This is a genomic window from Sinorhizobium mexicanum (assembly GCF_013488225.1).
Lineage (GTDB): Bacteria > Pseudomonadota > Alphaproteobacteria > Rhizobiales > Rhizobiaceae > Sinorhizobium > Sinorhizobium mexicanum.
The window spans coordinates 3033798-3059313 of record NZ_CP041238.1 but is presented as its reverse complement, the minus strand read 5'-3'; the positions used below and the strand labels follow the sequence as shown (position 1 = coordinate 3059313).

Annotated in this window: 20 protein-coding genes; 3 read left to right on the top strand and 17 right to left on the bottom strand. The window is 62.6% G+C overall.

The window, feature by feature from the left end; genetic code table 11:
• Nucleotides 1–9 precede the first annotated feature (9 nt).
• From fhuF to FKV68_RS14440, 9 genes are all read right to left on the bottom strand, one after another.
• Nucleotides 10–765, bottom strand: coding sequence for a siderophore-iron reductase FhuF (gene fhuF / locus FKV68_RS14480; protein WP_180938499.1), 756 nt, complete (start codon nucleotides 763–765; stop codon nucleotides 10–12).
• Nucleotides 766–769: 4 nt separating this feature from the next.
• On the bottom strand, nucleotides 770–2962 hold the full coding sequence (locus FKV68_RS14475; RefSeq protein WP_180938498.1) for a TonB-dependent siderophore receptor: 2193 nt from the start codon (nucleotides 2960–2962) through the stop codon (nucleotides 770–772).
• 271 nt (nucleotides 2963–3233) lie between these two features.
• Nucleotides 3234–3725: an ester cyclase gene (locus FKV68_RS14470; protein WP_180938497.1), complete on the bottom strand. Its 492-nt coding sequence runs from the start codon at nucleotides 3723–3725 to the stop codon at nucleotides 3234–3236.
• Nucleotides 3726–3740: 15 nt separating this feature from the next.
• Nucleotides 3741–5168, bottom strand: a complete 1428-nt coding sequence (locus FKV68_RS14465; RefSeq protein ID WP_180938496.1) for a gamma-aminobutyraldehyde dehydrogenase — start codon at nucleotides 5166–5168, stop codon at nucleotides 3741–3743.
• Nucleotides 5169–5193: 25 nt separating this feature from the next.
• Nucleotides 5194–6009, bottom strand: a complete 816-nt coding sequence (locus FKV68_RS14460) for an ABC transporter permease (RefSeq protein WP_180938495.1) — start codon at nucleotides 6007–6009, stop codon at nucleotides 5194–5196.
• Nucleotides 5999–6949, bottom strand: a complete 951-nt coding sequence (locus FKV68_RS14455) for an ABC transporter permease (RefSeq protein ID WP_180938494.1) — start codon at nucleotides 6947–6949, stop codon at nucleotides 5999–6001. Before FKV68_RS14455 ends, FKV68_RS14460 begins: the two co-directional genes overlap by 11 nt.
• Nucleotides 6946–7944, bottom strand: coding sequence for an ABC transporter ATP-binding protein (locus FKV68_RS14450; RefSeq protein ID WP_180938493.1), 999 nt, complete (start codon nucleotides 7942–7944; stop codon nucleotides 6946–6948). Before FKV68_RS14450 ends, FKV68_RS14455 begins: the two co-directional genes overlap by 4 nt.
• A 188-nt stretch (nucleotides 7945–8132) precedes the next feature.
• Entirely contained in the window at nucleotides 8133–9293 is a 1161-nt protein-coding gene (locus FKV68_RS14445) for an ABC transporter substrate-binding protein (RefSeq protein WP_180938492.1), read from the bottom strand.
• Nucleotides 9294–9462: 169 nt separating this feature from the next.
• Complete coding sequence (locus FKV68_RS14440) at nucleotides 9463–10371, bottom strand: LysR family transcriptional regulator (RefSeq protein ID WP_136506594.1); 909 nt, start codon at nucleotides 10369–10371, stop codon at nucleotides 9463–9465.
• A gap of 220 nt (nucleotides 10372–10591) precedes the next feature.
• On the opposite strand from FKV68_RS14440, the gene FKV68_RS14435 reads away from it, so the two are divergent.
• Both FKV68_RS14435 and FKV68_RS14430 read left to right on the top strand, forming a co-directional pair.
• Nucleotides 10592–11515: an alpha/beta hydrolase gene (locus FKV68_RS14435; RefSeq protein ID WP_180938491.1), complete on the top strand. Its 924-nt coding sequence runs from the start codon at nucleotides 10592–10594 to the stop codon at nucleotides 11513–11515.
• Nucleotides 11516–11519: 4 nt separating this feature from the next.
• Nucleotides 11520–11948: an ACT domain-containing protein gene (locus FKV68_RS14430; RefSeq protein WP_180938490.1), complete on the top strand. Its 429-nt coding sequence runs from the start codon at nucleotides 11520–11522 to the stop codon at nucleotides 11946–11948.
• Between the two features lie 297 nt (nucleotides 11949–12245).
• Here FKV68_RS14430 and FKV68_RS14425 read toward each other — a convergent pair whose 3' ends face one another.
• A complete protein-coding gene (locus tag FKV68_RS14425; protein WP_180938489.1) occupies nucleotides 12246–14243 on the bottom strand; it encodes a CocE/NonD family hydrolase in 1998 nt (665 codons plus the stop codon).
• A gap of 81 nt (nucleotides 14244–14324) precedes the next feature.
• Nucleotides 14325–15914, bottom strand: a complete 1590-nt coding sequence (locus tag FKV68_RS14420; RefSeq protein ID WP_180938488.1) for an ABC transporter substrate-binding protein — start codon at nucleotides 15912–15914, stop codon at nucleotides 14325–14327.
• A gap of 126 nt (nucleotides 15915–16040) precedes the next feature.
• On the opposite strand from FKV68_RS14420, the gene FKV68_RS14415 reads away from it, so the two are divergent.
• Nucleotides 16041–16835 carry a helix-turn-helix domain-containing protein gene (locus FKV68_RS14415; RefSeq protein WP_180938487.1) on the top strand — a complete coding sequence of 265 codons (795 nt, stop codon included), beginning with the start codon at nucleotides 16041–16043 and terminating at the stop codon, nucleotides 16833–16835.
• A 150-nt stretch (nucleotides 16836–16985) separates the two neighbouring features.
• On the opposite strand, the gene FKV68_RS14410 is transcribed toward FKV68_RS14415, so the two are convergent.
• The 6 genes from FKV68_RS14410 to FKV68_RS14385 form a co-directional block, all read right to left on the bottom strand.
• Nucleotides 16986–18617 carry an ABC transporter ATP-binding protein gene (locus tag FKV68_RS14410; RefSeq protein ID WP_180938486.1) on the bottom strand — a complete coding sequence of 544 codons (1632 nt, stop codon included), beginning with the start codon at nucleotides 18615–18617 and terminating at the stop codon, nucleotides 16986–16988.
• Entirely contained in the window at nucleotides 18610–19437 is an 828-nt protein-coding gene (locus FKV68_RS14405; RefSeq protein WP_180938485.1) for an ABC transporter permease, read from the bottom strand. The genes FKV68_RS14410 and FKV68_RS14405 overlap by 8 nt, the downstream gene beginning before the upstream one ends.
• The gene (locus FKV68_RS14400) at nucleotides 19434–20546 is read right to left on the bottom strand and encodes an ABC transporter permease (protein ID WP_180938484.1); all 1113 of its coding nucleotides are present in this window, start codon (nucleotides 20544–20546) and stop codon (nucleotides 19434–19436) included. The genes FKV68_RS14405 and FKV68_RS14400 overlap by 4 nt, the downstream gene beginning before the upstream one ends.
• Nucleotides 20546–22135: an ABC transporter substrate-binding protein gene (locus tag FKV68_RS14395; RefSeq protein WP_180938483.1), complete on the bottom strand. Its 1590-nt coding sequence runs from the start codon at nucleotides 22133–22135 to the stop codon at nucleotides 20546–20548. The genes FKV68_RS14400 and FKV68_RS14395 overlap by 1 nt, the downstream gene beginning before the upstream one ends.
• A 328-nt stretch (nucleotides 22136–22463) precedes the next feature.
• Nucleotides 22464–23246, bottom strand: coding sequence for a carnitinyl-CoA dehydratase (locus FKV68_RS14390; RefSeq protein WP_180938482.1), 783 nt, complete (start codon nucleotides 23244–23246; stop codon nucleotides 22464–22466).
• A gap of 5 nt (nucleotides 23247–23251) precedes the next feature.
• Nucleotides 23252–25315, bottom strand: coding sequence for an acetate--CoA ligase family protein (locus FKV68_RS14385; RefSeq protein ID WP_180938481.1), 2064 nt, complete (start codon nucleotides 25313–25315; stop codon nucleotides 23252–23254).
• Nucleotides 25316–25516: the final 201 nt, after the last annotated feature.

The following is a 25516-nucleotide window of genomic DNA, read 5'->3' as shown; positions in this document are numbered from 1 at the left end:
ACGAGACAATTACTGTTTCCTTTGGCTGGGAAGGGCGCAGAGACTGCCGCAGCTCGGGATACCGGGGAGCAGGTATCGAAGGCAGCAGATCTTGCGACGGCAGACGCTTGTCCCATCGTCTTCCTCATGGCGCAGGCAATCGAAGAAGGGGTTGGGCGCGCCGTTCGGCATCAGACGACAGCCGACCATGGCATCGGCCTGATCGCTCAAGGGTTCGACCCCGGCCGTGCGAAGCGCATAGTCGATATAGACGGCGGCATTGTTCCAGGCGAGCCGGGGCGAAATCCCGCCGACGGCCTTCAGATGACCGACGACCTTGGCGAGATGCTCTTCCATCAGGGGTGCGAGGACGGAAAATATCTCCTGCTCGCCATCCTCCCGCCAGGCGCCGGGCGTCGTGACGCCGAATGCGCGGGGGAGACCATCGGCCGAAAGCGCCACGGTCATCTCGTCAAATGCAACGGGCAGCGCCTGGTGATCCAGCACTCGGGCGACGACATAGGGAATGGTAAGGCAGGAGAAATAATAGAGCGACCACATGGAGGCGACAGCACGCCGGTCGCTGCCTTTCGAAGTCTCGGCATAGGTCGAGAGCGCCCGTTCGAAGGCGCCCGAGGCGAAGAACGTCGCCAGCGGGACGCCGTCGGAGAGCTCTTCCGCCAGCATCATCTTCTCGTTGCACCAGGCATGCGGACCGACAAAGGCCGCCGACAGGAGCTTTGCCCTGCCGGCTTCCGTCATGCTTTCATGCCCGCTAGTCGCCATGGTTCTACCAGTTGTAGCGCAGAGAGCCGATGACGGCGCGGCCTTGGTCGCGGTAGCAGAAACCTGCCGAGCAAACCGGTTCGCGACGGTCGAATAGGTTGGTGGCGTTCACCTGCAGACGCAAACCTTCATACTTTTTGTCGATGGCTGCAAAGTCGTAGTGAGCAGCGGCGTCGAAGAGGACACGAGAGGAGTTGCGCGTCGTGTTTTGGTCGTTGCCATAGCTGGACCCTAGGAAGCGTGCGCCCGCGCCAAATCCGAGACCATATCCCGGACCCTCCTCTGGCAAGGTATAGTACGCCCAGACAGAGGCCATGTGGCGCGGCACGGACGAGACGTAGTTGCCGATCGTATCCGCGGGGCCCTGGAGAATTTTTGCGTCCGTATAGGTATAGGATGCTACCAGCGACAGGCCGTTGTCGAGGCTGGTATTTGCCTCCAGCTCAAAGCCGCGAGAGCGTACCTTGCCGCGCTGGACCTGGATGTTCGCGGGTCCGGTCGGTAAGTTGACGACTTCGTAATACAGGCTGTTGGTTTGGTCGATGTTGAACAGCGCGGCGGTGATCAGCGTGTTGCTGTTCGGCAGGAGATATTTGATGCCGATTTCTTCCTGTTCGCTTTCGGTCGGCTTGAACGGCTGGTTCGTTTCCTGGTTGAGCCCGGCGTTGGGCGAGAAGGCGGTCGAGTAGCTGATATAGGGGGCTAGGCCGAAGTCAAATTCGTAGGTCAGGCCGATGCGGCCAGAGAATTCCTTGTCGTCCTGTGACACCAGGCTTGAGGTGTCGGTGGCAAGATCGGTTATGCTGGTGTCGGTTGAGACCCAGTCGTGCCGTATGCCGCCGGTGAGGGTCCAGGCATCATAGCGTATCTGGTCTTGCAGATAGGTGCCGAGCTGCCATTGATCTTGCACGGTACGCGTATTGAAATCGATTGAACTTACCGGACGTCCCTGTTCCGGATTGTTAGTATCGAGCGGCGGCGACACGCCGCGGCCATCGAGCGAGCGGAAGCGGAGCTTCGTAAAGTCGATACCCGCAAGGAGGGTGTGGTCGAGCGCGCCCGTGTCGAACTCAGCCATCATCTGGTTGTCGAGGACAAAGGCCGTCAGCCGCTCATCGAAGGTGCCTGCGCTACTGTCAAGCAGCGTTGGATCGCTGTCGTTCGGAGCATAGGCGAAGGCCCAGTCAGTGTCTGTATTAAGCGTAGAGATGCGCGCGTTTTGGCGGAAGGTAAATGTATCGTTCAGTCTATGTTCGAATTCGTAGCCAAGTCTGGCTTGCTTCTGCACCGAGTCGTTGAAGTCAGGATTGCCGGCGAAGATGTCAGTCACTTCACCGGTCAAGGGGTCATTGTAGTAGGCGGCCGTGCCTCCAGTCTTGGTACGCGAATATTCGCCGAGAACGGTCAGGCGCGTGTCTTCATCGGGTTTCCAGGTGAATGCCGGCGCGACATAGGCGCGGTCGTCCGGCACGCTGACCTGCTCGGTGTCGGAGTCCCGCAGAAGCCCGGTAAGGCGGTAGTAAAAAGGATCGGTTTCGTTGACCGGGCCGGAGAAGTCGAACTGGCCCTGATAGCGGTTGTCGGTGCCGTATTGGAGTTGCAGTTCGTGCAGGGGGTCTTCGGTCGGCCGCTTGGTGATCAGATTGAAGAGCCCACCGGCGCCCGATGCTCCATAGAGGGCGGATGACGGGCCGCGCAAAATGGAGACCCCTTCCAGCCCGTACGGCTCGTTCTTGAATACCGATGAACTGGCAGCGGGCTGACGCAGGTTATCACGGAAGACACCAGTATAGGTCACGTCGAAGCCGCGCACCGTAAAGCTGTCAAATCGCGGATCGAAGCCGAAGGCGTTTACGCGTGAACCTGGAGTGTAGGCCAGCACGTCGAGGAGGGTTTGCGGATTGCGGTCCTTCAATTGCTGCTCAGTAACGGTAGAGATCGACTGCGGCGTTTCCAGGAAGGGCGTATCGACCTTGGCGCCAGTCGCGCTGCTGATGCCGACATAACCTTCCGCCGTGATCACGCCGCCGCTGCCGCCGTTGACGACCAGGGTTTCGAGTGCAGTCGAATCGCCGCTGGACGTCGTGTCTTCCTGCTTTGCTTCCTGGGCTTGCGCGGTGGCGACGAGCGCGAGGGCGGTGGTGCCGGCGAGGGCGGCGCGGATGAGCGGCAGAAGGAGGGTTCTCGTGGCGGGCATGCGATGCAACTTTCTGATCGGTAAGCGAAATTTTATAAGATGAGCTATTCACTCATGATTTCTGTTCGCGCAAGAGGCTTTTTATGACTCTAAGAGTCATGTTTTTAAATTTGTGGGAAATTTGCAACAGTTGCGCGGCGCGGCGCGGAGCGCTTCCGCGTTCGGGACGAGGTGGAAGGCGCATAAAAAAACCCTCCGGTCGATCTGGACGAACCGGAGGGCGTATTATGCCTGTGTGATTGCGTATCGGCGCGGGTGCGCCAGGTGGCGACTACATCAGGCCGAGCTGCTTATAGAAGCCGAGCGCGTCGTAATAGTCGCTCTGGGTGGAAATCTTGCCGTCCTTGACGGTGAAGACGGAGGCTCCGGTGAACTTGAACGTCTTGCCGGTGGCGGCAGTGCCATCGCCCCAGGCGCCTGAATTCGTGCCCGAAAACTCCCACTCGAACGACACCTTGTCGCCAGCCGCGATCGGATCGCCCTTCATGGTCCAGACGGCGTCCGGAACGGCATTCAGGAAATTGTCGATAACGCCGGTCTTGGCTGCATCCTTGCCGTTTACGGGCTTGCCGACGGAAGCGTCGTAATAGGTGACGTCGTCAGCGAAGTAGGACGCGGCCTTGCTCGAATCGTGGGCGTTCCACGCCGCGAGATAAGCGGCGACCACTGCCGGGGCGGCCTCGGCGGCGAAGGCTGCCGGAGGAAAGAGAAGGGCACTCAGGCCGAGCGCGCCAGCGGCGGCGAGTAATTGACGGCGGTACATGATGGCATCCTCCCATTAGCCATGATTGATCATGATGTGGCGAACGGCGGTGTAGTCCTCGAGCGCGTAGACGGACATGTCCTTGCCGTAGCCGGATTGCTTGACGCCGCCATGCGGCATCTCGTTGGTCAGCATGAAATGCGTGTTGATCCAGGTGCAGCCGTATTGCAGGCGCGACGCCGCCCGCATCGCCTTGGTGATGTCCTTCGTCCAGACGGAAGAGGCGAGGCCGTAATCGCTATCGTTCGCCCAGGCGACTGCATCATCGCTGGCGGTGAAGCGGGTGACGGAAACCACCGGCCCGAACACTTCGCGACGGACGATCTCGTCTTCCTGCGTGGCGCCGGCGACGACGGTCGGCTTGAAGAAGAAGCCTTCCTTACTGCCCGCGGCGCCACCGGTGGTGATTTCGATATGCTTCTGGTCTGCCGCCCGTTCGACGAAGCTCGCGACCCGGTCGCGCTGGCGCTTGGAGATCAGCGGGCCGATCTCGTTTTCGGTGTCGTCATCGAGGTTGTAGCGGATCGTCGAGACGGCGGACGTCAGATCGGCAACGAGCTTCTCGTAGATGCCGGCCTCGGCATAGATGCGGCAGGCGGCGGTGCAATCCTGGCCGGCATTGTAATAGCCGAAAGTCCGGATGCCGTTCACCACAGCTTCCAGATCTGCGTCATCATAGACGATGACCGGCGCCTTGCCGCCGAGTTCGAGATGGGTGCGCTTGACCGTCTTGGCGGCGGCGGCCAGCACCTTCTTGCCGGTCGCAATATCGCCGGTGATCGAGACCATCGCGATCTTCGGATGGTTGATGAGCGTGTTGCCGACCGTTTCGCCGCGGCCGGTAACGACGTTGACGACACCTTCGGGCAGGATCTCCGCGAGCAGCCGGGCGAGCTTCAACGCCGTCAGTGGCGTCTGTTCCGAAGGCTTGAAGACCACCGTGTTGCCGCCGGCGATGGCCGGCGCAAGCTTCCAGGCCATCATCATCAGCGGGTAGTTCCAGGGTGCGATCGAGCCGACGATGCCGATCGGGTCGCGCCGGATCATCGAGGTATGCCCCGGCAGATATTCGCCGGCAGTCGGTGCATGCAGGTTGCGGACCGCACCGGCGAAGAAGCGCCAGCAATCGATGATCGCCGGCAATTCATCGTTCTTCACCGCATTGATCGGCTTGCCGCAATTGAGCGCTTCCAGCGCGGCAAAACCGTCGGCGTTTTTCTCGATCGCATCGGCGATTTTCAGGAGATAGTTCGAGCGCTCGGCAGGCGTCGTCTGCGACCAGGCGACAAAGGCGCGCTCGGCCGCGTCGACGGCGACGTCGAGCTGCGCATGGGAAGCCTCCGCGACATCGATGATCGTGGCGCCCGTCCTCGGGTTCAGGATGTGCTCCTCGACCTCGGTCCCGGCTTCGAAGCGCGATCCGATCAAGAGTTGGGTGTCCATGTCTGTTCTCCCTTTATGTTCGATGTCATTTGCCGGCGCCGGCGATCTGGTCGCCGTCGCGCGTCAGGTAGTAGGCGCCGAGAATCGGCAGGAAGGTGACGACGACCACGATCATGGCGACGACATTGGTTACCGGACGCTGGCGCGGGCGGATCAACTCCTCCAGCATCCAGATCGGCAGGGTCGATTGCTGCCCGGCAGTGAAGGTCGTGACGATCACCTCGTCGAAGGAAAGCGCGAAGGCGAGCATACCGCCGGCAAGCAGCGCGGTGCCGATATTCGGCAGGATTACATAGCGGAACGTCTGGAAACCGTCGGCGCCGAGGTCCATCGAGGCCTCGATCAGTGAGCCGGAGATCCGCCGGAAGCGGGCCACCGCATTGTTGTAGACGACGACGATGCAGAAGGTCGCGTGGCCGAGAACGATGGTCCAGAAGGAAAACGGGATATCCGCCATCGAGAAGGCCGAACGCAAGGCGATGCCGGTGATGATGCCGGGGAGCGCAATCGGCAGGATGACCAGCAGCGAGATCGTCTCGCGGCCGAAGAAGCGGGTCTGGCTGACAGCGGCGGCGCAGAGCGTGCCGAGCATCAGCGCCGTGGCCGTCGCGATCGATGCGACCTTGACCGAGAGCGCCAGCGCCGCCCAGACGTCCGGCCGGTCCCATGCGACGCCGAACCACTGCGTCGTCAGGCCAGGCGGCGGGAACTGGTAACTCTTCTCCTCCGTCGTGAAGGCGTAGAGAAAGATCAGCAGGATCGGCAGATGCATGAAGGCGAGGCCGCCCGCAGCAGCGATCTTCAGGCTCAGGGGGGCGCGGTTCGATTTCTCAGAGCGCATCGAAGGCCCCCATGCGTTTGGCCATCCAGAGATAGAGGCCCATGATGACGATCGGCACGACCGTAAAGGCGGCAGCGAGCGGAATGTTGCCGGCGGTGCCCTGCTGGGCATAGACCGCCTGGCCGATGAAGAGCCGCGACGAGCCGATGATTTGCGGGATGATGTAGTCGCCGAGCGTCAGCGAGAAGGTGAAGATCGAGCCGGCGACGATGCCCGGCAGTGCCAGCGGAAAGAGCACGTAGCGGAAGGTCTGCGCCGGCGTACCGCCGAGATCCGACGACGCTTCGATCAGGTTTGACGGCACCCGCTCCAGCGCCGCCTGGATCGGCAGGATCATGAAGGGCATCCACACATAGACGAAGACGATGAAGGTCCCGGTGTAGCTGACCGACAGCGAATTGCCCCCGACGACTGGAAGCGCGAGCCACGCGTCGAGCAGCCAGAGCAGGTTCAGCTTCGCGAAGAACCAGGTAAGAATGCCTTCCTTGGCGAGGATCAGCTTCCACGCGTAGATCTTGACGAGGTAGCTCGACCAGAGCGGCAGCATGACGCCGAGATAGAACAGCACCTTCCATTTTCCGCGCGCGTAGCGGGCCGCGTAATAGGCGATCGGAAAGGCGATGAGGGCGGAGACAAGCGTCACCACCGCGGCCATCGTGACGGTGCGGATGATGATGTCGAGATTGGTCTCGCTCAAAAGCTGCCGGTAGGTGGCGAGCGTGAACTCGTAATTGATGAGGCCGGAGAAGTCATCGATCGAGAAGAAGCTCTGCAGCAGGAGTGCGAAGAGCGAACCGAGATAGACGACGCCCAGCCAAAGAAGCGGCGGCCCGAGCAGCACCGCCAGGAGCACACGTGGGTGCCTCCACAAGAAGTCCGAGAGACGACCGGCGGTGCCGCGACGTTCCGGAAGGATGATGCTTTCGGCGACGATGGTCATGCGTCCTCCATCGGGTGAAGGTCGCGCGCGGCGAAACTGATCGTGACCGGGCTGCCGATGGCCGGAATCGCGTGTGCGGCCGGGCTTGCCACGGCGATACGCGCGCCGTCGACATCGACGACGACGCGGTTGGTCGCACCGAGGAAGCTCTGGCCAGCGATAGTGCCGGCAAGGCTCAGAGCGCCGTTGCTCGGGGCCGCAATCGCGATGGCCTCCGGCCTGAGGCTGGCAAAGGGCGCCTTCAGCCCGAGCCTCTGGCAGAGCGTCGTCGTAAGGACGTTGGACGAGCCGACGAAATCGGCGACGAAGCGGGTCTTCGGGTGGTTGTAGACCTCTTCCGGACTGCCGAGCTGCTGGATCTGGCCCTCGTTGAAAACGGCGACGCGGTCGGCCATCGACAGCGCCTCGCCCTGGTCGTGGGTGACGAAGATGAAGGTGATGCCGAGCGATTTCTGCAGGCTCTTCAGTTCTTCCTGCATCTGTTCGCGGAGCTTCAGGTCGAGCGCTCCGAGCGGCTCGTCGAGGAGCAGCACCTTCGGTTTGTTGACGAGGGCGCGTGCGAGCGCCACGCGCTGGCGCTGACCGCCGGAGAGCTGGCCGGGTCGGCGCGTGCCGTAGCCCGGCAGCTTGACCATGGCGAGTGCATCCTCGGCGGCCTTGCGCCGCTCCTCGCGGCCGGCGCCCTTGACCATCAGGCCATAGGCGACATTGTCGAGGATCGAGAGGTGCGGAAAGAGCGCATAGTCCTGGAACACGGTGTTGACGCTGCGCCGGTAGGGCGGGACACCCTCGGCCGTCTCACCGAAGATTTCGATATGGCCGCCCGTCGGCTGCTCGAAGCCGGCCATCAGTCTGAGGCACGTCGTCTTGCCGGAGCCCGAGGGCCCGAGCATGGCGAAGAATTCGCCCTCGGCGATGTCGAGGTTCACGCGATCGACGGCGCGAACGGCGCCGAAGTAGCGGGAAACGTTGTCGAAGAGGACGGCGGTGGTCATGGGGATGCTCCGGGATGTTCTTGCCCCTCATCCGCCTGCGGGTACCTCTCCGCTTGCGGGGAGAAGGTGATACGCGGCCGGCGCTGGCCTACAGGCGACGCTCCAGCTTTGCAGGAGGCGTGCCCTCGCCCCGCGAGCGGGGTGAGGGCCAAGGTGAGGGGCGATGCTTGCGACGCGGCTGCTGCGGCTTACCGCCCGCCGATCACGCCGATATAGTCGGAAACCCAGCGGTGGTAGGGTACGCATTCGCCCTGGCTTTCACACTTTGTCACCGGCGTCTTCCAGAACTTCACCTTGTCGAAGTCCTCGTAGCCGTTGGTCTTGCAGCCGGCGTCGGTCAGCAGTTCATTGCCCTTGCAGGCGGCCCCGACCGAGGGGTTCGCGCCGAACCAGGCGGAAACGTCGCCCTGCACCTTCGGCGAAAGCGTATGCTCCATCCACATGTAGGCGCAGTTCGGGTGCGCGCTGTCGGCGTGAAGCATGGTCGTATCGGCCCAGCCCGTTACCCCTTCCTCCGGAATGACAGAGGCGATCGGCAGCTTTTCGGCCTCCATCAGGTTGACCTGGAACGGCCAGGAGCCGGAAGCGACGACGCCTTCGTTCTTGAAGTCGTCAATCTGGATCATCGCATCATGCCAGTAGCGGCCGACGAGGGTGCGCTGGACGCGAAGGAGGTCAAGCGCGGCCTTGTACTGATCCTCGTTGAGCTCGTAGGGGTTCTTGATACCGAGGTCGGGCTTGTGCGCCATGAGGTAGTTGGCAGCGTCGGCGACGTGGATCGGGCCGTCATAGGCCTGGACGCGGCCCTTGTTGGACTTGCCGTCAGGCAGGGTCATTTCCTCGAAGACGACGTTCCAGCTCTTCGGCGCTTCGCCCTTGAACGCATCCTTGTTGTACATCAGCACGTTCGGGCCCCAGACATAGGGGGTGCCGTAGTGGATGCCGGCGACCGTGTGCCACGGCGCATTCTGCATGCGCTCGTCGATCGTCTTCCAGCTCGGGATGAGGTCGGTGTTGATCGGCTGGACGCGCTTGCCGGCGACGAGGCGCAGGGAGGCATCACCAGAGGCAGTAACGAGGTCGAAGCCGCCTTCGTTCATCAGCGCGACCATTTCATCCGAGGTGGCTGCGGTCTTGACGCTGACCTTGCAGCCCGTCTCCTTCTCGAAGTCGGTGACCCAATCGTAGTTCTTGTCGGTCTCGCCGCGCTCGATGTAACCGGCCCAGGCGACGATCGACAGCTCCCCTTCGCCCTTGCCCAACTCCTTCAGCGGCTCCTGCGCGAGCGCAGGGGCGACGAGGCCCAGCGAAAGAGTAAGCGCCGTGCAGGATTTCAAGATCTGCTTCATCGGAAGTCTCCCCAGTTTATGCCGCGTTTCTGCAGCTTTGTTCCCAGATCGAAGCGTGCCTTGATTTCCCCGCATTCGCAAATTCATTAATCAGAATGGCGCTATCGGTTTTTCCGATATCGCAGAAAAATGATAGGAAATCGAAGCGTTTTCCGCGCGAATCATGCGTTCACCGGGGGCGAGCGCTGCGAAGGGCTTCGGCGATGCCGACAAAATCGCGCGCCGATTGCGGCAGGCTCGAGCCTTTACGCCAGACCATGCCGACCTGCACCACCGGGAGAGCGCCGGACACGTCGCGGCTTTCGATCCGGTCGCCTTCGAGCGACCAGGGGCGGTAGACGAGATCGGGCAAGAGGGCGATGCCGGCGCCGGTCGCGACCAAGCTTCTGACCGCCTCGACCGAGCGGGTGCGGAAGGCGACGTGCGGGCGGGCGCCAAGCGCCGTCAGGAGCTTGCCGGTGTTCTCCTCGATTTCGTCCACGGTCAGCATGATCAGCGGCTCCTTGGCAATGTCGTCGACCGAGATGATATCGGCGCTGACGAGCGGATGGCCGATCGGAAGCCAGACACGGTAGGGGGAGGTTTCGAGGATTTCCGCTTGCAACGCCATGCGGTCGCGCAGGTTCGAGATCACCATGACCGCGACGTCGAGCTCGCCGCCGATCAGGAGATGCTCGAGATAGGAGCCGTTGTCCTCGATCGCGCTCACTTCGACGCCGGGACAGGCGCGGCGGTAGCGGGCAAGCAGGTCGGAGAGGACGTAGCCCGCGACGAGCGAGGTGACGCCGAGATTGAGCTTGCCTCCAAGTTCCTCGCGGCTGTCGGAAAAGCTCCGCCGCGCGTCGGAGACATCGGCCAGGATCTTCGTCGCGTGGCGCAGGAACTGGTGGCCGTTGTGGGTGATCGACAGGCCGCGGGGGTGGCGGTCGAAGAGCTCGACGCCGAGGTCGGTTTCAAGTTCCTTGATCGCTTCGGTGATCGACGACTGTGAAATCGAAAGGTTCTGCGCGGCGCGGGTGACCGAGCCCTGCTCGGCGACGGCGATGAAATACTGCAACTGCCGGAGTGTGAATGCCATGCACGGACTTAACACCGGGCAGGGACGTGATGGCAAGCGAGCCAATGCGGCTGCGCCATGCCGCGCCGCATTTTGTCGTGCGCAACCGGATGCCGGTGCTAAGGTCTCTTCTACAGCGCCGTGCATCTTTTCAGACGCAGAAAGGTCGCTGTAGCACTGTGAATGCTGCATATCCTTCAATCGGCAACGATTAAAGGAAACATGCATTAGGGAGCGCAGGATGGATTCAAAGACATCGCGACCGATGCCGACCGAGCCGGGTATACTCGCCTTTCACGAACGCTGCGAGGCGTTCTGTCCCGCGGATGCCGTCGACGCCTCCATTGAGCTACAGCGCCGCTGGTACGACGCGCTTTGCGCCGAGTTCGACGCGCCGTCTCCGGTGGGGCTGACGCGGCGGGATGAGCGCGTGGGCGGGCGCATTCCGGTGCGGCACTATCAACCAGGTGACGTCGCGACCGATACGCGCATCTTCTACATCCACGGCGGCGGCTTCGTCGTCGGTTCGCTGGAGAGCCATGACGCGATCTGCGCGGAGCTCGCCGACGGCACCAGCGCCGAGCTGGTCTCGGTCGACTACCGCCTGGCGCCGGAGCATGTCTGGCCGGCAGCTTTCGAGGACTGCTACGAGGTGTTGCAGAACCTGATCGCGGGAGGCCGCCCGGTGGTCGTGGTCGGCGACAGTGCGGGTGGCAATCTCACGGCCGGCATCGTGCTCAAGGCGAAGGCCGAGGGGCTCTCCGGCATCATCGGTCAGGTGCTGATCTATCCGGCTCTCGGCGGCGATCTCGTCAGCGGTTCGTATATCGAGATGGCCGATGCGCCGGGGCTCACAACAGCGGACGTCGGTTATTACCGCGACATCCTGAAGGCGCCGGCGGACAATGCTTTCGCCCATCCGCTGAAGGCCAGCGATCTTTCCGGCTTGCCGCCGGCCTATATTACCGCGGCGAATTTCGATCCACTACGGGACGACGCGCGGAATTATGCGGCGCGGCTTGCGCAGGCAGGCGTGAATGTCACCTACCGTGAAGAGCCGCAGATGATCCATGCTTGGCTCCGTGCTCGGCACATGAGTCCGGGTGCAGAAGAGGGCTTTCGCCATCTCGTCCACGGCGTGGCGCGACTGCTCGGGACGACGTGAAAGTATGAGTGGAGAGACCGACCTTGCCCGACTGTTGGCGGAGATGAAGCCGATCCTGCAGGAAGGCGAATATGTCTATTGCACCGTTCAAGGATATGTAGCGCCCTGGCTCGCGCTGGAGCCGCTCGGCACTTTCCGCGAGGCGGAAGGCCTGACGCTCATTCTCGAACGATCGCGGGCGGATGCGGCCGGGCTTTCCTATGGTCCGGTTCTGCGCCTCATCACGCTCAGCGTGCATTCCGCCCTCGAGGCCGTGGGGCTGACTGCAGCGGTATCGGCCGCGGTAACCCGCGATGGCATCAGCGCCAATGTGGTCGCGGCGTACTACCACGACCACATCTTCGTACCGGCGGCGGATGGCGAGCGGGCTGTGGAGGCATTGCGGGGTTTGACTGGCACGATGAGTCGCCCTGGACTTTGCCCCTCACCCTAACCCTCTCCCCGCGCGCGGGGCGACGGGACACCGTCGCGGTTGGCGCACCCCTTCAGCTTCCTATGGACGTTCTCTCTCCGCAGGTGGGGTGGAGGGGGCCCTGCAGCGCCGTGCGTCCTTCGGACGCACCAAGGACGCTGTAAGTCTTTGAATCTACGCATCGTGCTTTCCGAAAATCGATTCCGATTTTCGGGCCGATGCGCTAGACGGGCAGCGAGTCCCTTCTCCCCGCCTGCGGGGAGAAGGTCGCGGCAGCGGGATGAGGGGCCGCAATAACGCTCGACGCGCGGCGGTCGCTCACATGAAATCTCGCTGAATACGCTTTTCGAAGCTCTTTTCGAAAATCTTCTGTTCGCCCTCGAAAGCCTCAAGCCTTGCCGAGGTGATCCACTCGGACGCCGTGCAGGCCAAGCGGGACGTCGAGACCGTCTTCACGACCTGATCGCCGCGTTGCGCGACACAGGTCCATGTGGAGAGCCCGGTCATCGAATGCGGATCGTCGGGAGCGATCGACCAGACCTCGTCGCGGATGTCTTGCGTCGCGTTGCCGGTGTCAGGGTGTTCATGAAGACCCGTGTCCTCGTAGATCCGGTAACGCGTCACGCCTTTCGTCATGTCGCGCTCGACCGTGCGGCGCGTCTCTCCTGGCGAGTGCTCTATATAACGCGGCAAGGGATCGGGATTTGCCGGTTGGGGAACGACGATCTCGCGATGATCCCCGAGGAGCGGTAGCGACAGTGAAAGTCTGGCGGTGTCGATCGTGAGACCCGGATCGGTCGGCGGCGGCAGGATCATCGGCCAGTAGGATGTCGACAGCGACAGGCGGATGCGATGGCCGGCGCGGAAGCGGTAGCCGCATGCGTCGAGCACCAGCGTGACGCGCGTTCTGCGGTTTTTCTCCATCGGCTGCGGCGTCGCATTGCCGTTCCGGTGGGCGAGATTGAGCACGCCGAAAGCGACGCGTGTCGCGGTGCCATCGGGATGAATGTCGACGATGCGGGCAACGAGGTTCGCGGTTTCGGCGCTGCAGGATACATCGAGACTAAGGACCGGCTGTCCGAGATAATCCTGCGCTTCAAGCAGCGGCTGCGTTTCGAAGGTCAGGGATCCGGCGTCGTCGATGCGCTGGTCGCCTGCCATTTCGGCATCCGGCTTCAGCGTGAAATATTCGCCGGCGGCCGTGCCGGTGTCGAGCGGCGAATGAAGATAAACGTCGCCGACGCCCTTCGCCGCCGAGGCCCCAGCGGTCAGACTGCCGTCGCCGGCGATGGCAAACTCGCGCATTTCCGGCGCCGTCCAAACGTCCTTGGCGATCCACCGTCCCGGATCTTCATTTCGCCTGAGCGCCGGCTTCGGCCCGTCGAGAATATAGGCACGCATCTGCGGCAGCTGTTCCGCGTCGTTCTTCTCGTCTCTCAGCCAGCGATTCCACCAGCGGATCGCCTCGCTGTGAAAATCTGCGCGCGGCTTTGGCCAGGCGAAATGCGGATATTTGTGCACCCAGGGGCCGATGAGGGCCTTCGCCTTGTCGCCGAGCCCTTCGACCGCCTTGATCGGGGTGTTGCGATAGCCGTCCGCCCAACCGGAGATTACCAGGGCGGGAATGGGGAAGCGCTCGAAGTCCTCGCAAATTGACCCGTGGCGCCAGAAATCGTCGCGGCGCTGGTGCTCCAGCCATTCCTCCAGGAAGAAAGGTTCGTTTTCGAGCCGCTCAAGCCACATTTCCTTCCAGCGTTCGCCGACAAGTTCGGGATCCGGCGAGCGTGATTGATAGGCGAGCATGGTCGCCGCCCAGGAGAGCTGCGCCGAGAGATGGCAGCCGTTCTTGTAGTGGATGTCGTCGTTGTAGCGGTCGACGGTCGAGGCGATCGATATGACCGCTTTGAGCGCCGGCGGCTTGAGGGCCGCGACCTGCAGACAGTTGAAGCCGCCCCAGGAAATGCCCATCATCCCGATCTTGCCGTTTGACCACGGCTGCGACGCGATCCATTCGATGATCTCGCAGCCGTCGGAAAGTTCGCGCGGCGTATATTCCCCGTCGATCACGCCTTCGGATTCGCCGGAGCCGCGAATGTCGACGCGCACGCCGGCAATGCCGGCGGCGGCGAAGACCGGATAGGTCGATTCATCGCGGGCTGAGGTGCCGTCGCGCTTGCGATAGGGCAGATATTCGAGAACGGCCGGCACCGGATTCTGCTCCGTGCCCTCCGGCATCCAGATGCGCGCGGCAAGGCGCGTCCCGTCCTTGAGCGTAATCCATTCGTTCTCGACGACGGTGAAGTTGCGATCGGCCATGTTGCCTACCTCCCGATCCATGCCTGACTTTAGGGACGAAGCATGCGGGCGGAAAACCGCCCGCACTCTTCCTCATCCGTTTTAGCTGTCGAACCAGACGCGGCTTCCCACATAGCCGTTCGAAAGGTCGTTGCCGATGTCGTGCACGAAGCCCTTCAGCGAGGCGGAGGCGGCGTTCACGTAATCGTTGAAGACGGGCAGGATCAGACCGCCTTCGTCGCGCACCATAACCGCCATCGTATGATAGAGTTCCTTGCGTTTCGCCTCGTCAAGTTCGGAGCGCGCCTGCAACAAGAGCTTGTCGAAATCCGCACGCTTGAAGCGCGTGTCGTTCCATTCCGCGCTTGAGAGATATGAGGTCGAGTAGCGGGAATCTTGCGTCGGGCGCCCACCCCAATAGGAGGCGGAGAATGGCTGGACGTTCCAGACATTGGTCCAATAGCCATCCTCCGGCTCGCGCCTGATTTCGAGCTCGATGCCAGCCTTGCGGGCGCTTTCCTGGAAGAGAACCGCTGCGTCGACCGCGCCGGGGAAGGCGGCATCGGAGGTGCGCAGCAGGATCGGCCGGTCATGACCGGATTTCTTGTAGTGGAAGGCCGCCTTATCCGGATCGTAGACGCGCTGCTCGATGCCCGTAGGCGCGAGCGCGTAGTTTTCGTTGACCGGATAGTCGTTGCCGAGCTTGCCGTAGCCGCCAACGGCCCGATCCAGGATGGCCTGCCGGTCGATCGCGTATTTCAGCGCCAGCCTGAGATCGTTGTTGTCGAAGGGCGCCGTGTCGCAATGCATCAGGAAGCTGTAGAAGCCCTTGCCTGGGGTCTGAAGGATCTGGACGCGAGGGGCGCGCTTGAGAAGCGATACGGTCTTCGGGTCGACGTTGTTGATGAAATGCACCTGGCCCGAGGAAAGCGCCGCGATGCGCGCGGAATTATCGTTCATGACGATGATCTCGACGCTGTCGACAAAGCCGCGATCCGAGCGCCAGTCGGCGGTGTTCTTCTCGAAGGTCGCGCGGATGCCGGCCTCATAGCTTACGAGCTTGTACGGCCCCGTTCCGATCGTGGAGGCAGGATTTTCGACGCCACCGCCCGGCTGGATGATCAGGTGGTAATCGGTGAGCAGCAGCGGCAGGTCCGCATTGCCTTCCGTAAGCGTCAGAACGAGATCACCGGCCTTTTCTTCGATCGTCTTGATCGACCGCATCAGGCCAAGCGCGCCCGACTTCGAGCCCTCGTCGGAGTGTCGCTTCAGCGTCGCGACCGCGTCGGCGACCGTCAGCTTGCTGCCGTCATGGAAGGCGATGTCGTTGCGGATCTTGAAGGTCCAGACCGAGGCATCCGCGGAAGGCTCCCAGGAAGAGGCGATCGAGGGGAGGGGCGCGCCAGTCACCGGATCGGATTCGACGAGCTTGTCGCCCCAGAGATGACCGATCACGAACGAAACGGAGCCGGTATAGGCGGCTGGATCGAGGGAATCCGTTGTCGCGCCGCCTTTGAGGCCGAGCTTCAGGTGGCCGCCGCGTTTCGGCTCCTGTGCGTGGGCCTTGCCCGCCGGCAGCGTGCCACCGAGGCCGGCGGCGAGACCCAGCGCGGCCGTGCCCGCGAGGAAGCCGCGGCGGTTGATGCCAGTCGGGACGATAAGGCCGTCGGGACGCTTCGTGAGTTCCGTCATTTCAGGGTTCCCTTTGTATGTTGTTTGACGAAAACCTAGCGCGTACCTGATACGAAACAATTTCGCGACTTGACGCTGATTTACGCTCGTTTACGCTCCTTGAGATCAAGAGTTCAGGAGCCTGATGTGGAGCAGGACGATACGTTCGTCACCAACTTGCGTTTCGCCTGCGCGACCCGGCGTTCGATCTCGCAGATTTGCCGCGAAATCGGTATCAATCGCCAGCAGTTCAATCGCTACATTAACGGCGAGGCGCGGCCGTCACCGCACAACGTTGCACGGATCGTGGCGTTCTTCGGGGTTTCGACACAGGATTTTTCGCTCTCGCCAAAACTCTTCGAAGCGCGGATGACTCGTCCCGAGCGCCATCGCCTGGAAGCGGGGCAACTCCTTGAAGGGTTCCCGGGCGATGCCGCGGCCCTTCGCCGCCATCTCGGCTACTACCAGACCTATCATCTTTCGCTCTCCTGGCCCGGCTTCATTGTCTGTTCCTGCGCGCATATCTACGAAGAAGGCGGCTCGATCCGGGTGAAATCGATCGAGCGCATTCGCGACGTGGCAAACGAGATCCAGCAGTTCTCGAAATATGTCGGCCTTGTCACCTTCTGGCGGAACCGCATCTTCATTGCCGAGCGTACCGTCGGGCACGCGTCGATGCTGGCGCAGACGATCCTGATGCCATTCGAGGTGCACCAGCGGGTCTATCTGCGCGGCACCACGATGGGGGTTTCGTGGCGGAAGGAGAACCTGCCTTACGCCTCGCGTATGATCTGGCGGCATATCGGGCAGGATCCGGACAAGCGCCAGATGCTTTCGCGCTGCGGGCTGCTTCCCTTCGGATCACGGCAGTTGCCGTCTGCAGTCAGGCGCTTTCTGGAGACCCCGGACGCCGAGGTGTTGACCATCCCGGCAGAGTATTAGAGCAATTCCAGGAAAAGTGTGTAACGGTTTTTCGTCCGGAATTGCGTAGTCTCAAAGAGTTAGATCATTTCACTGTTTCAATGAAACAATGAAATGATCCTAGCGACGGCGACGCCGGTTTTCTCTCCCGAGTTCGAGGAGAGAAACGCATCAATTACCGGCGCTCTCCATGCGCCGTGTCTTCAGCACCTTTTCCAACCAGCCGATTTCCATCTCCGGCACCGATTTCAGGAGCAGGTCGGTATAGTCGTCGAACGGCGGCGAGAGCACCTTCGACTTCGGTCCGAAGCGCACCAAGCGACCGCGGTGCATGACCGCGACGCTGTCGGCGATGGCTCGAACGATGGCGATGTCGTGGGTGATAAAGACATAGGAAACAGCGGTTTCCTCCTGAAGCCTCAGAAGCAGATTCAGGATGCCTTCGGCCACCAAAGGGTCCAGCGCCGAGGTGGGCTCATCGCACAGGATGAGTTCCGGCCTGGCGGCAAGAGACCGGGCGATCGCGACGCGTTGCTTCTGGCCACCGGAAAGCTCGGCCGGATAGCGGTCGAGGAACCGCGGCCCCATCTCGATCTGGTCGAGCAGTTCCTTGACCCGCTCGGTCTTCCTGGCGCCGTGCATGCTGAAATAGAAGGAAAGCGGGCGGCCGATGATGTCACGCACGGTCTGGCGCGGATTCATCGCTGTATCCGCCATCTGGTAGATCATCTGGATGCGGCGCAGCTCGTCGTTCGTCCGGCCCTTCAATGCCTTTGGCAGTTCCTTGCCGTCGAAGGTGATGCGGCCCTCGGACGGTGGCAAAAGGCCGGTGATGACGCGGGCGAGCGTCGACTTGCCGGAGCCGGATTCTCCAACGATTGCCAGCGTCTGGCCCTTCGGCAGGTGCATCGACACGTCGTGCAGCACCTTGAAGCCATTGGCATAGCCGGCATGGACATGCTCGATCTTGAGAAGCGTACCGGACTGGTCCGCTGCTTCGTCGCGCTTGGTCTGACGGACGCTGACGAGGGCGCGGGTATAGTCTTCCTTGGGCGCTTCGATCACCTGCTTGGTCGTGCCGTATTCGACGGTCTTGCCATGGCGCAGCACCATGATGTCGTCGGACACCTGCGCCACCACGGCGAGATCGTGGGTGATGTAGAGCGCCGCCGTATGCGTCTCCTCGATAGCGTGCTTGATCGCGGCAAGCACGTCGATCTGCGTGGTGACATCAAGCGCCGTGGTCGGTTCGTCGAAGACGATCAGTTCCGGGTTCGGGCAGAGCGCCATGGCGGTCATGGCGCGCTGCAACTGGCCGCCCGAAACCTGGTGAGGGTATCGCTCGCCGAAGGTTTCCGGATTGGGCAGGCCGAGCACCCGGAAGAGATAAAGCGCGCGTTTTTCGGCTTCATCCCGCGTCATGATGCCGTGCCGGACCGAGGCCTCGATGACCTGGTCGCCGAGTTTGTGGGCCGGGTTGAAGGCGGCTGCTGCGGATTGTGCAACATAGCAGACCTGGGCGCCGCGCACCGAGTTGATGCCGGAACGGCCAAGCTTCAGGATGTCGCGGCCGTTGAGCAGCACCTCGCCGCCGATGATGCGGCAGCCGCCGCGGCCATAGGCAAGTGCCGAAAGGCCTATCGTTGACTTGCCGGCGCCCGACTCGCCGATGAGACCGAGCACCTTGCCTTTCTGCAAGTCGAAAGAAACGCCTTCGACCAGGGTCACGACCTTTGGCGGTTCGCCCGGCGGGTAGCTCGTCGCCTCGATTTTCAGGTTCTTGACGGAAAGAAGCTCAGGCATCGCCGCGCCCTCCTTTCAGGCTCGAGGTCCGCTTCATCAGCCAGTCGACGACGAGGTTGACGCAGATTGCGAGCGTCGCGATCGCCGCGCCCGGCACCAAGGCGGCCGAGATGCCGAAGATGATGCCGTCCTTGTTGTCCTTGACCATGCCGCCCCAGTCGGCGGCCGGTGGCTGGATGCCGAGGCCGAGGAAGGAGAGGGTGGAGAGGAACAGGATCGAGAAGGCAAAGCGTAGGCCGAATTCGGCGAGCAGCGGCGACAGCGTGTTCGGCAGGATCTCGCGGAAGATGATCCAGAGCGAGCCTTCGCCTCTGAGCCGTGCCGCCTCGACGAACTCCATCACCGCAACGTCGAGCGCGACGGCACGGCCGATGCGGAAGACGCGGGTGGAATCGAGCACCGCCATCACCAGGATCAGGATCCACAGATGCTGCGGCAATACCGCGAGCACGACGAGGGCGAAGATCAGCGTCGGAATCGCCATCATCAGATCGTTGAAGCGCGAGAAGAGCTGGTCGACGAAGCCACCCATGACCGCCGCGGCAAAGCTTAGGATCATGCCGAGCGAGAAGGAGAGCACTGTTGCCGCCAGCGCCACGAGAATGGTAGTGCGGGCGCCGTAGATCAGGCGCGAGAGGAGGTCGCGCCCGAGATTGTCGGTGCCGAGCAGGAAGTCGCCGCCGGCCGGAAGCCAGATTTCGCCGACGACGTCCCGCTCGCCATAGGGCGCGATGACCGGTGCGAAAATCGCGCAGAGAATGGCGATCGCGATGCCCGCGATGCCTACCCAGGCGCTCAGGGGGATAGATCTCAGGTTCATCGCGGGTGCCTCAGTCTCGGGTTGGCGAGAATGGCGAGAATGTCTGCCGCCATATTGAGGAAGATGTAGAAGGCCGCGAAGATCAGGCCGCAGGCCTGCACGACCGGCATGTCGCGCACCGTGACCGCATCCACCATGTATTGCCCCATGCCCGGATAGACGAAGACCACCTCGACGACGACGACGCCGACGACCAAGTAGGCCAGGTTCAGCGCGATGACGTTGATGACCGGGGCCACGGCGTTTGGAGCGGCGTGACGAGCGATGATGCGGAAGGTGCTGAGCCCCTTCAGTTCGGCGGTCTCGACATAGGCAGATGACATGACGTTGAGGATTGCCGCCCGCGTCATGCGCATCATATGGGCGAGAACGACGAGGACGAGGGTCGCGACCGGAAGCGCGATCGCCGAAAGCCGTTCGGTGAAGCTCATGCTCTCATAGACCGTCGCCGGGAAGGTGGCGACGCCCCATTTGACGGCAAAGAACATGATCAGCAGGTAGCCGATGAAGAATTCCGGCAGCGAGATCGCCGCGAGCGATATCACGTTGATGATCTTGTCCGGCATTCGGTTGCGGAACTGCACGGCCAGCATGCCGAGCCCGACGGCGAGCGGGACGGAGATGAGCGCGGCAAAGAACGCAAGGAACAACGAATTGCCGAGCCGGTTGCCGATCTGCTCGCTGACCGAATTCTTGCTGGCCCACGAGGTGCCGAAGTCACCCTTGACGGCGCCGCCGAGCCAGTTGAGGTAGCGTTCGCTCCACGGCCGGTCGAGGCCGAGGTCCTTGCGGATGTTTTCGACCGCCTGCGGTGTTGCCGACTGGCCGAGATAGGTGGTGGCGAAATCGCCGGGCAAGGCTTCGATGCCGCCGAAGATCATCAGCGACACGGCGAAAAGCAATCCAACACTCAAGCCGAGGCGCTGAAGGATCAGCGCCGCGAGAGGACGGCGAAAGACGAAACGCCGCCAGAAGGTGCCACCGATCTCGCCGTTGGCGCCGGTGGGGTTGGGTTTTGCTGGCACTCCGGAAAGGTCGGCAGACCGCGGCTGTTCACCCGCGGTCCCATCCGTCAGAACCGGACCAGTCATTGGTCCGCTTTCCGTCATCACGCGTCGAGCCAAACACGGGTTGCGACATAGCCGTTCGACATGTCATTGCCAATGTCGTGGACATAGCCCTTCACCTGCTTGGTGGCGGCGTTCACGAAATCATTGAACATCGGCAGGATCACGCCGCCCTCGTCGCGCACCGTCATCGCCAGAGTACGGTACATGTCCTTGCGTTTGGCCTCGTCGAGTTCCGAGCGGGCCTCGAGCAGGAGCTTGTCAAAATCCGGACGCTGGAAGCGAGTGTCGTTCCAGTCGGCGTTCGATAGATAGGCCGTCGAGTACATCTGATCCTGGGTCGGACGGCCGCCCCAGTAGGAGGTCGAGAAGGGCTGGACGTTCCAGACGTTGGTCCAGTAGCCGTCGCCCGGTTCACGCTTGACCTCGATCTCGATGCCGGCCTTCTTGGCGCTCTCCTGATAGAGAACGGCGGCGTCAACCGCCCCCGGGAAGGCGACATCGGACGTGCGCAGCAGGACCGGGCCGCTATGCCCGGATTTCTTGTAGTGGAAGGCGGCCTTGTCGGGATCATAGGCGCGCTGCTCGATCCCTTCCGGGAACAGCGCATAGGTGTCGTTGATCGGGAAATCGTTGCCGACCTTGCCGTAGCCGCCGAGGATGCGCTGGACCATCGTTTCGCGATCCATCGCGTATTTCAGCGCCATGCGCAGGTCGTTGTTGTCGAACGGCGCGGTGTTGCAATGCATGATGAAGACGTAGTGGCCACGGCCCGACGTATTGAGGATCTCAACCGTGGGTGCCCGTTTCAGGAGGCTGACCGTCTTCGGATCGACGCGGTTGATGTAGTGCACCTGACCGGAGGAAAGCGCCGCGATGCGCGCGGTCGCATCGTTCATGGCGATCAGTTCGATCGAATCCACATAGCCCCGATCCGTGCGCCAGTCGTCGGCATTCTTTTCGAAAGTGGCGCGCACGCCGGGTTCGAAACTCGCCACCTTGTACGGGCCGGTGCCGATCATCGCGTCCGGCTTGTCGAGGCCGCCGTTCGGCTGAATGATGAGGTGATAGTCGGAAAGCAGCAGCGGCATGTCGGCGTTGCCTTCCGTCAGGGTCAGCACAAGCTTGTCGCCGTCGGCCTTGATTTCCTTGATCGACTTCATCACGCCGAGCGCGCCCGATTCCGACTTGTCGTCGGTGTGGCGCTGCAGGGTCTTGATCACGTCGTCGATGGTCAATTCCTTGCCGTCATGGAACTTGACGCCCTTGCGGATCGTGAAGGTCCAGGTCGCTGCGTCAGCGGAAGGCTCCCAGGATTCGGCGAGTGCCGGCACCGGCGCACCGGTCGTAGGATGGCTCTCGACAAGCATGTCGCCCCAGTTGCGGCCGACGACAAACATGAATTGCGAAAGAGCCTTTGCCGGATCCCGTGAGTCGGTCGCAGCTGCGCCTTCGAGACCGAGCTTCAGGTGCCCGCCGCGCTTCGGCTCCTGCGCCGCGGCGCTGGTTGCGAAAAGCGTGCCGGCGTTCGAAGCGGCGATGCCGAAAGCTGCCGCGCGTCCGAGAAACTCACGCCGGTTCATTTTGCCCAGCATGACCTGTCGTGTCAGATAGTCTTTGTAATCGCTCATTCCCCTGTTCCCTTCTTTACGTCGGCATTCGCCGTTTGTTGTGATTGGTAGAGACTGTTGCGTATCACCATCGTCTGAAATGGCTTCAAAGCTCGCGTGATGTCGTCCGGTTTCTCCTCCCTTGCGATCTACGGTAGCGATACAGCTGTTCCGATCCATAAGGCTAGTCGTTCGGAACAGGCTTGTAACGTCCTAAATTGTAAATCTTTTCCATAAGCTAGCTTATGGACGACCAGTATTCCCGTGTGCACCGGTTCTCGCGGCCTGCCACGTCGAATGCCGGTTCTCGCCGGCTGGAAATCACGCGGCCCTTGGCGGCCGTATCGTCTCAGCGCCCCTTCCAGACGGGATCGCGCTTCTCGGCGAAGGCGCGTGCTCCTTCGAGCTGGTCTTCGCTCGAATAGAGGACATCGACCGTCTTGAACTGCCGGCGGGTAATCTTGTTCATCGTCGTCTGGAAATCGCGGCCTTCCGCCTCGCGCACCACTTCCTTGATCGCGGCGTAGACGAGTGGCGGTCCGCTCTCGAGCAGGCGCGCAAGCTCCCAGGCGCGTTCCATCAGTCGGTTGGCCGGCAGGATCTCGTTGACGAAGCCCCAGCGGTTCGCCTCGGTGACGTCGAGCCAGCGGCCGGTCAACAGCATGTCCATGGCGATGTGGTAGGGGATGCGCTTTGGCAATTTGATCGAAGCGGCATCGGCGACGGTACCAGAACGGATTTCCGGCAGCGCGAAGGTCGCATGTTCGGCGGCAAGGATGAGGTCGGTCGAAAGCGCGATTTCGAGACCGCCGCCGCAACAGATGCCGTTGACGGCGGCGATGATCGGCTTGTTGAGGTCGCGCAGTTCCTGGATGCCGCCGAAACCGCCGACGCCATAGTCGCCGTCGACGGCGTCGCCTTCGGCAGCCGCCTTGAGGTCCCAGCCAGGGCAGAAGAATTTTTCGCCCGCGCCGGTGATGATCGCCACGCGCAAGGCGGAGTCGTCGCGGAACTCGCGGAAGATTTCGCCCATGATCCGGCTGGTCTTCAGATCGATGGCGTTGGCCTTCGGCCGGTCGATCGTGACTTCGAGAATGCCGCCTTCACGGCGGGTGAGGATCGGTCCGGTCATAGGCGTCATTTCCTCCGGCGGATCAGGGCGTCAGCGGCGATAGCTCCTTGGCCTTCCGGTAACACCATAATAGGATTGATATCGAGTTCGTCGAGCTTTGAAGCGTTTGAAACGACATAGGATGCCGCTGCGGCGACAGTCCTGGTCAGCGCCGCCACATCGCCCTTCGGACCGCCGCGATAGCCGTCCAGCAGTTTTCTGATCTTGAGACTGTCGATCGCCTCCGAAATCGCTTTTTCTGTGGTCGGAAGCGTCAGGATCGCGGAATCATCGAGCAATTCCACGAGGATTCCGCCCGCGCCGATCGTGAGCACCGGGCCGGCAACGGGATCGCGCATCGCTCCGATGATGAGTTCCGCCACGGGCCTGGCAACCATCTTTTCCACAAGATAACCGGAAGCGACGGCGGCCATTGCGTTGGCGGCGGCGTAGACCTCGTCGGGACTCGTGAGGTTGAGCCGGACCGCGCCGGCTTCGGTCTTGTGGGCGATGCCGAGGCCCTTGAGCACCACCGGGAAGCCGAGGGCTTCGGCGGTATCTGCCGCTTCCTCGGCCGTGGCAGCCGTTTTTCCCCGAGGCACTTCGACGCCGGATTCGAGGAGTTCGGCCTTGGCTTCCGCCTCGGTCAGCGTAACGGCATCGCCCGCCTCGGCCCGGACCTTGAGGAGAGGCGGCGGGGCAGGTCTTGCCCAGGCGGCGCCGATCTCGGCCGCAGTCTCCGCAGCGGCGAGCGCTTCGTCGATGCCGAAGAAGGGAACGACGCCCGCAGCCATCAGCGAAAGGGCGGTTTCTTCCGGCATGTTCTCGCCGAGGCTTGCGACGATGCCCGCGACGGCGCCGGTTGCGTTTGCCGAGGCGATCACGGCCTCGCAGGTCGTCACCCAATCGGCGGCGTCGCAGCGGTCGAGACGCGGGAAATCGAGCACGATCAGGTTCAAGGCATAGCCGCCCTTCATCATCGCGGTGAAGGCGGCCGTCTGCTTGTCACGGTTGCCCCAGACGAAGGTGTGGTAATCGAGCGGATTGGCGATGGTCACCATCTCGCCGAGACTTTCCTTCAGCGGCTGGCGCTGCTCTTCGCGGAGCGCCCGGAAGTTGACTCTCCGCCGGACACCGGCATCCGCCATCAGCGAGGCCTCGCCGCCAGAGCAGCTCATCGAGGAGATGTCGGCGCTGGCAAGAGGGCCGTGAAGGTGGAGGAGCTTCAGTGTTTCGAGCAGCTCCGGCAGGGTGTCGACCCGGCCGATGCCGAGGCGGACAAGCAGTGCCGAGGAGACGCGGTCGTTGCCGGCGAGGGAGGCCGTGTGGGAGACGGTCGCAAGCTGGGCGGCTTCCGATTTGCCGACCTTCAGCGTGACGACGGGCTTGCGCAGCTCGCGAGCTCGGGTCGCCAGCCGCTCCAGCGCCTCGATGCTGTCGAAGCCCTCGATGTGGAGGCCAACGGCGGTGACGCGCGGATCTTCGAGCACGGCGCAGGCGATGTCGGACAGCCCGGTCTGCGCCTGGTTGCCGGCGGTCATGACATAGGCGAGCGGCAGCCCGCGGGTCTGCATGGAGATGTTGCAGGCAATGTTCGAAGACTGCGTGAGGATTGCGACGCCGCGCTCGACGCGCAGCATGCCGTGCTGGTCCGGCCAGAGCAGGGCGCCGTCGAGCATGTTGATGAAGCCGTAGCAATTGGGCCCGACGATCGGCATGTCGCCGGCGGCGGCAACCAGCGCCTCCTGCAGATCATTGCCGTCGGCAAGTTCGCTTGCTGCTTCGCGGAAGCCCGAGGCGTAGCAAACGGCGCCGCCGGCACCGCGTGCGGCGAGCTCGCGGATGATCTCGATCGTCAGTGCGCGGTTAACGCCGACAAAAGAGGCGTCCGGCGCATCCGGCAGGTCCGCCACCGAGCGGTAGCAACGGCGGCCGCGAATTTCTTCTTCGCGTGGGTGGACCGGCCAGATCTCGCCGGCAAAGCCCATCTTGTCGCATTGTTCGATGACGCGGCGTGCCTCCTTGCCGCCGAAGACGGCGATGGAGCGCGGGCGGATCAGCCGGTCGAGAGAGCGGGGAGGGGTGGTCATTACGCCCTGCACTCCCTCAACGCGGCAGGGCGATGCCCCTCATCCCGCTGCCGCGACCTTCTCCCCATAACACGGGGAGAAGGGACCTGCCGCCCCCGCGTGCTAGGCCTCACCGACAGGAGAAGCGCGCGCAGCACGGCGTACCCTCTCCCCGCACGCGGGGAGAGGGTACGGGTGAGGGGCAAATGGCCTAGCCGAAAA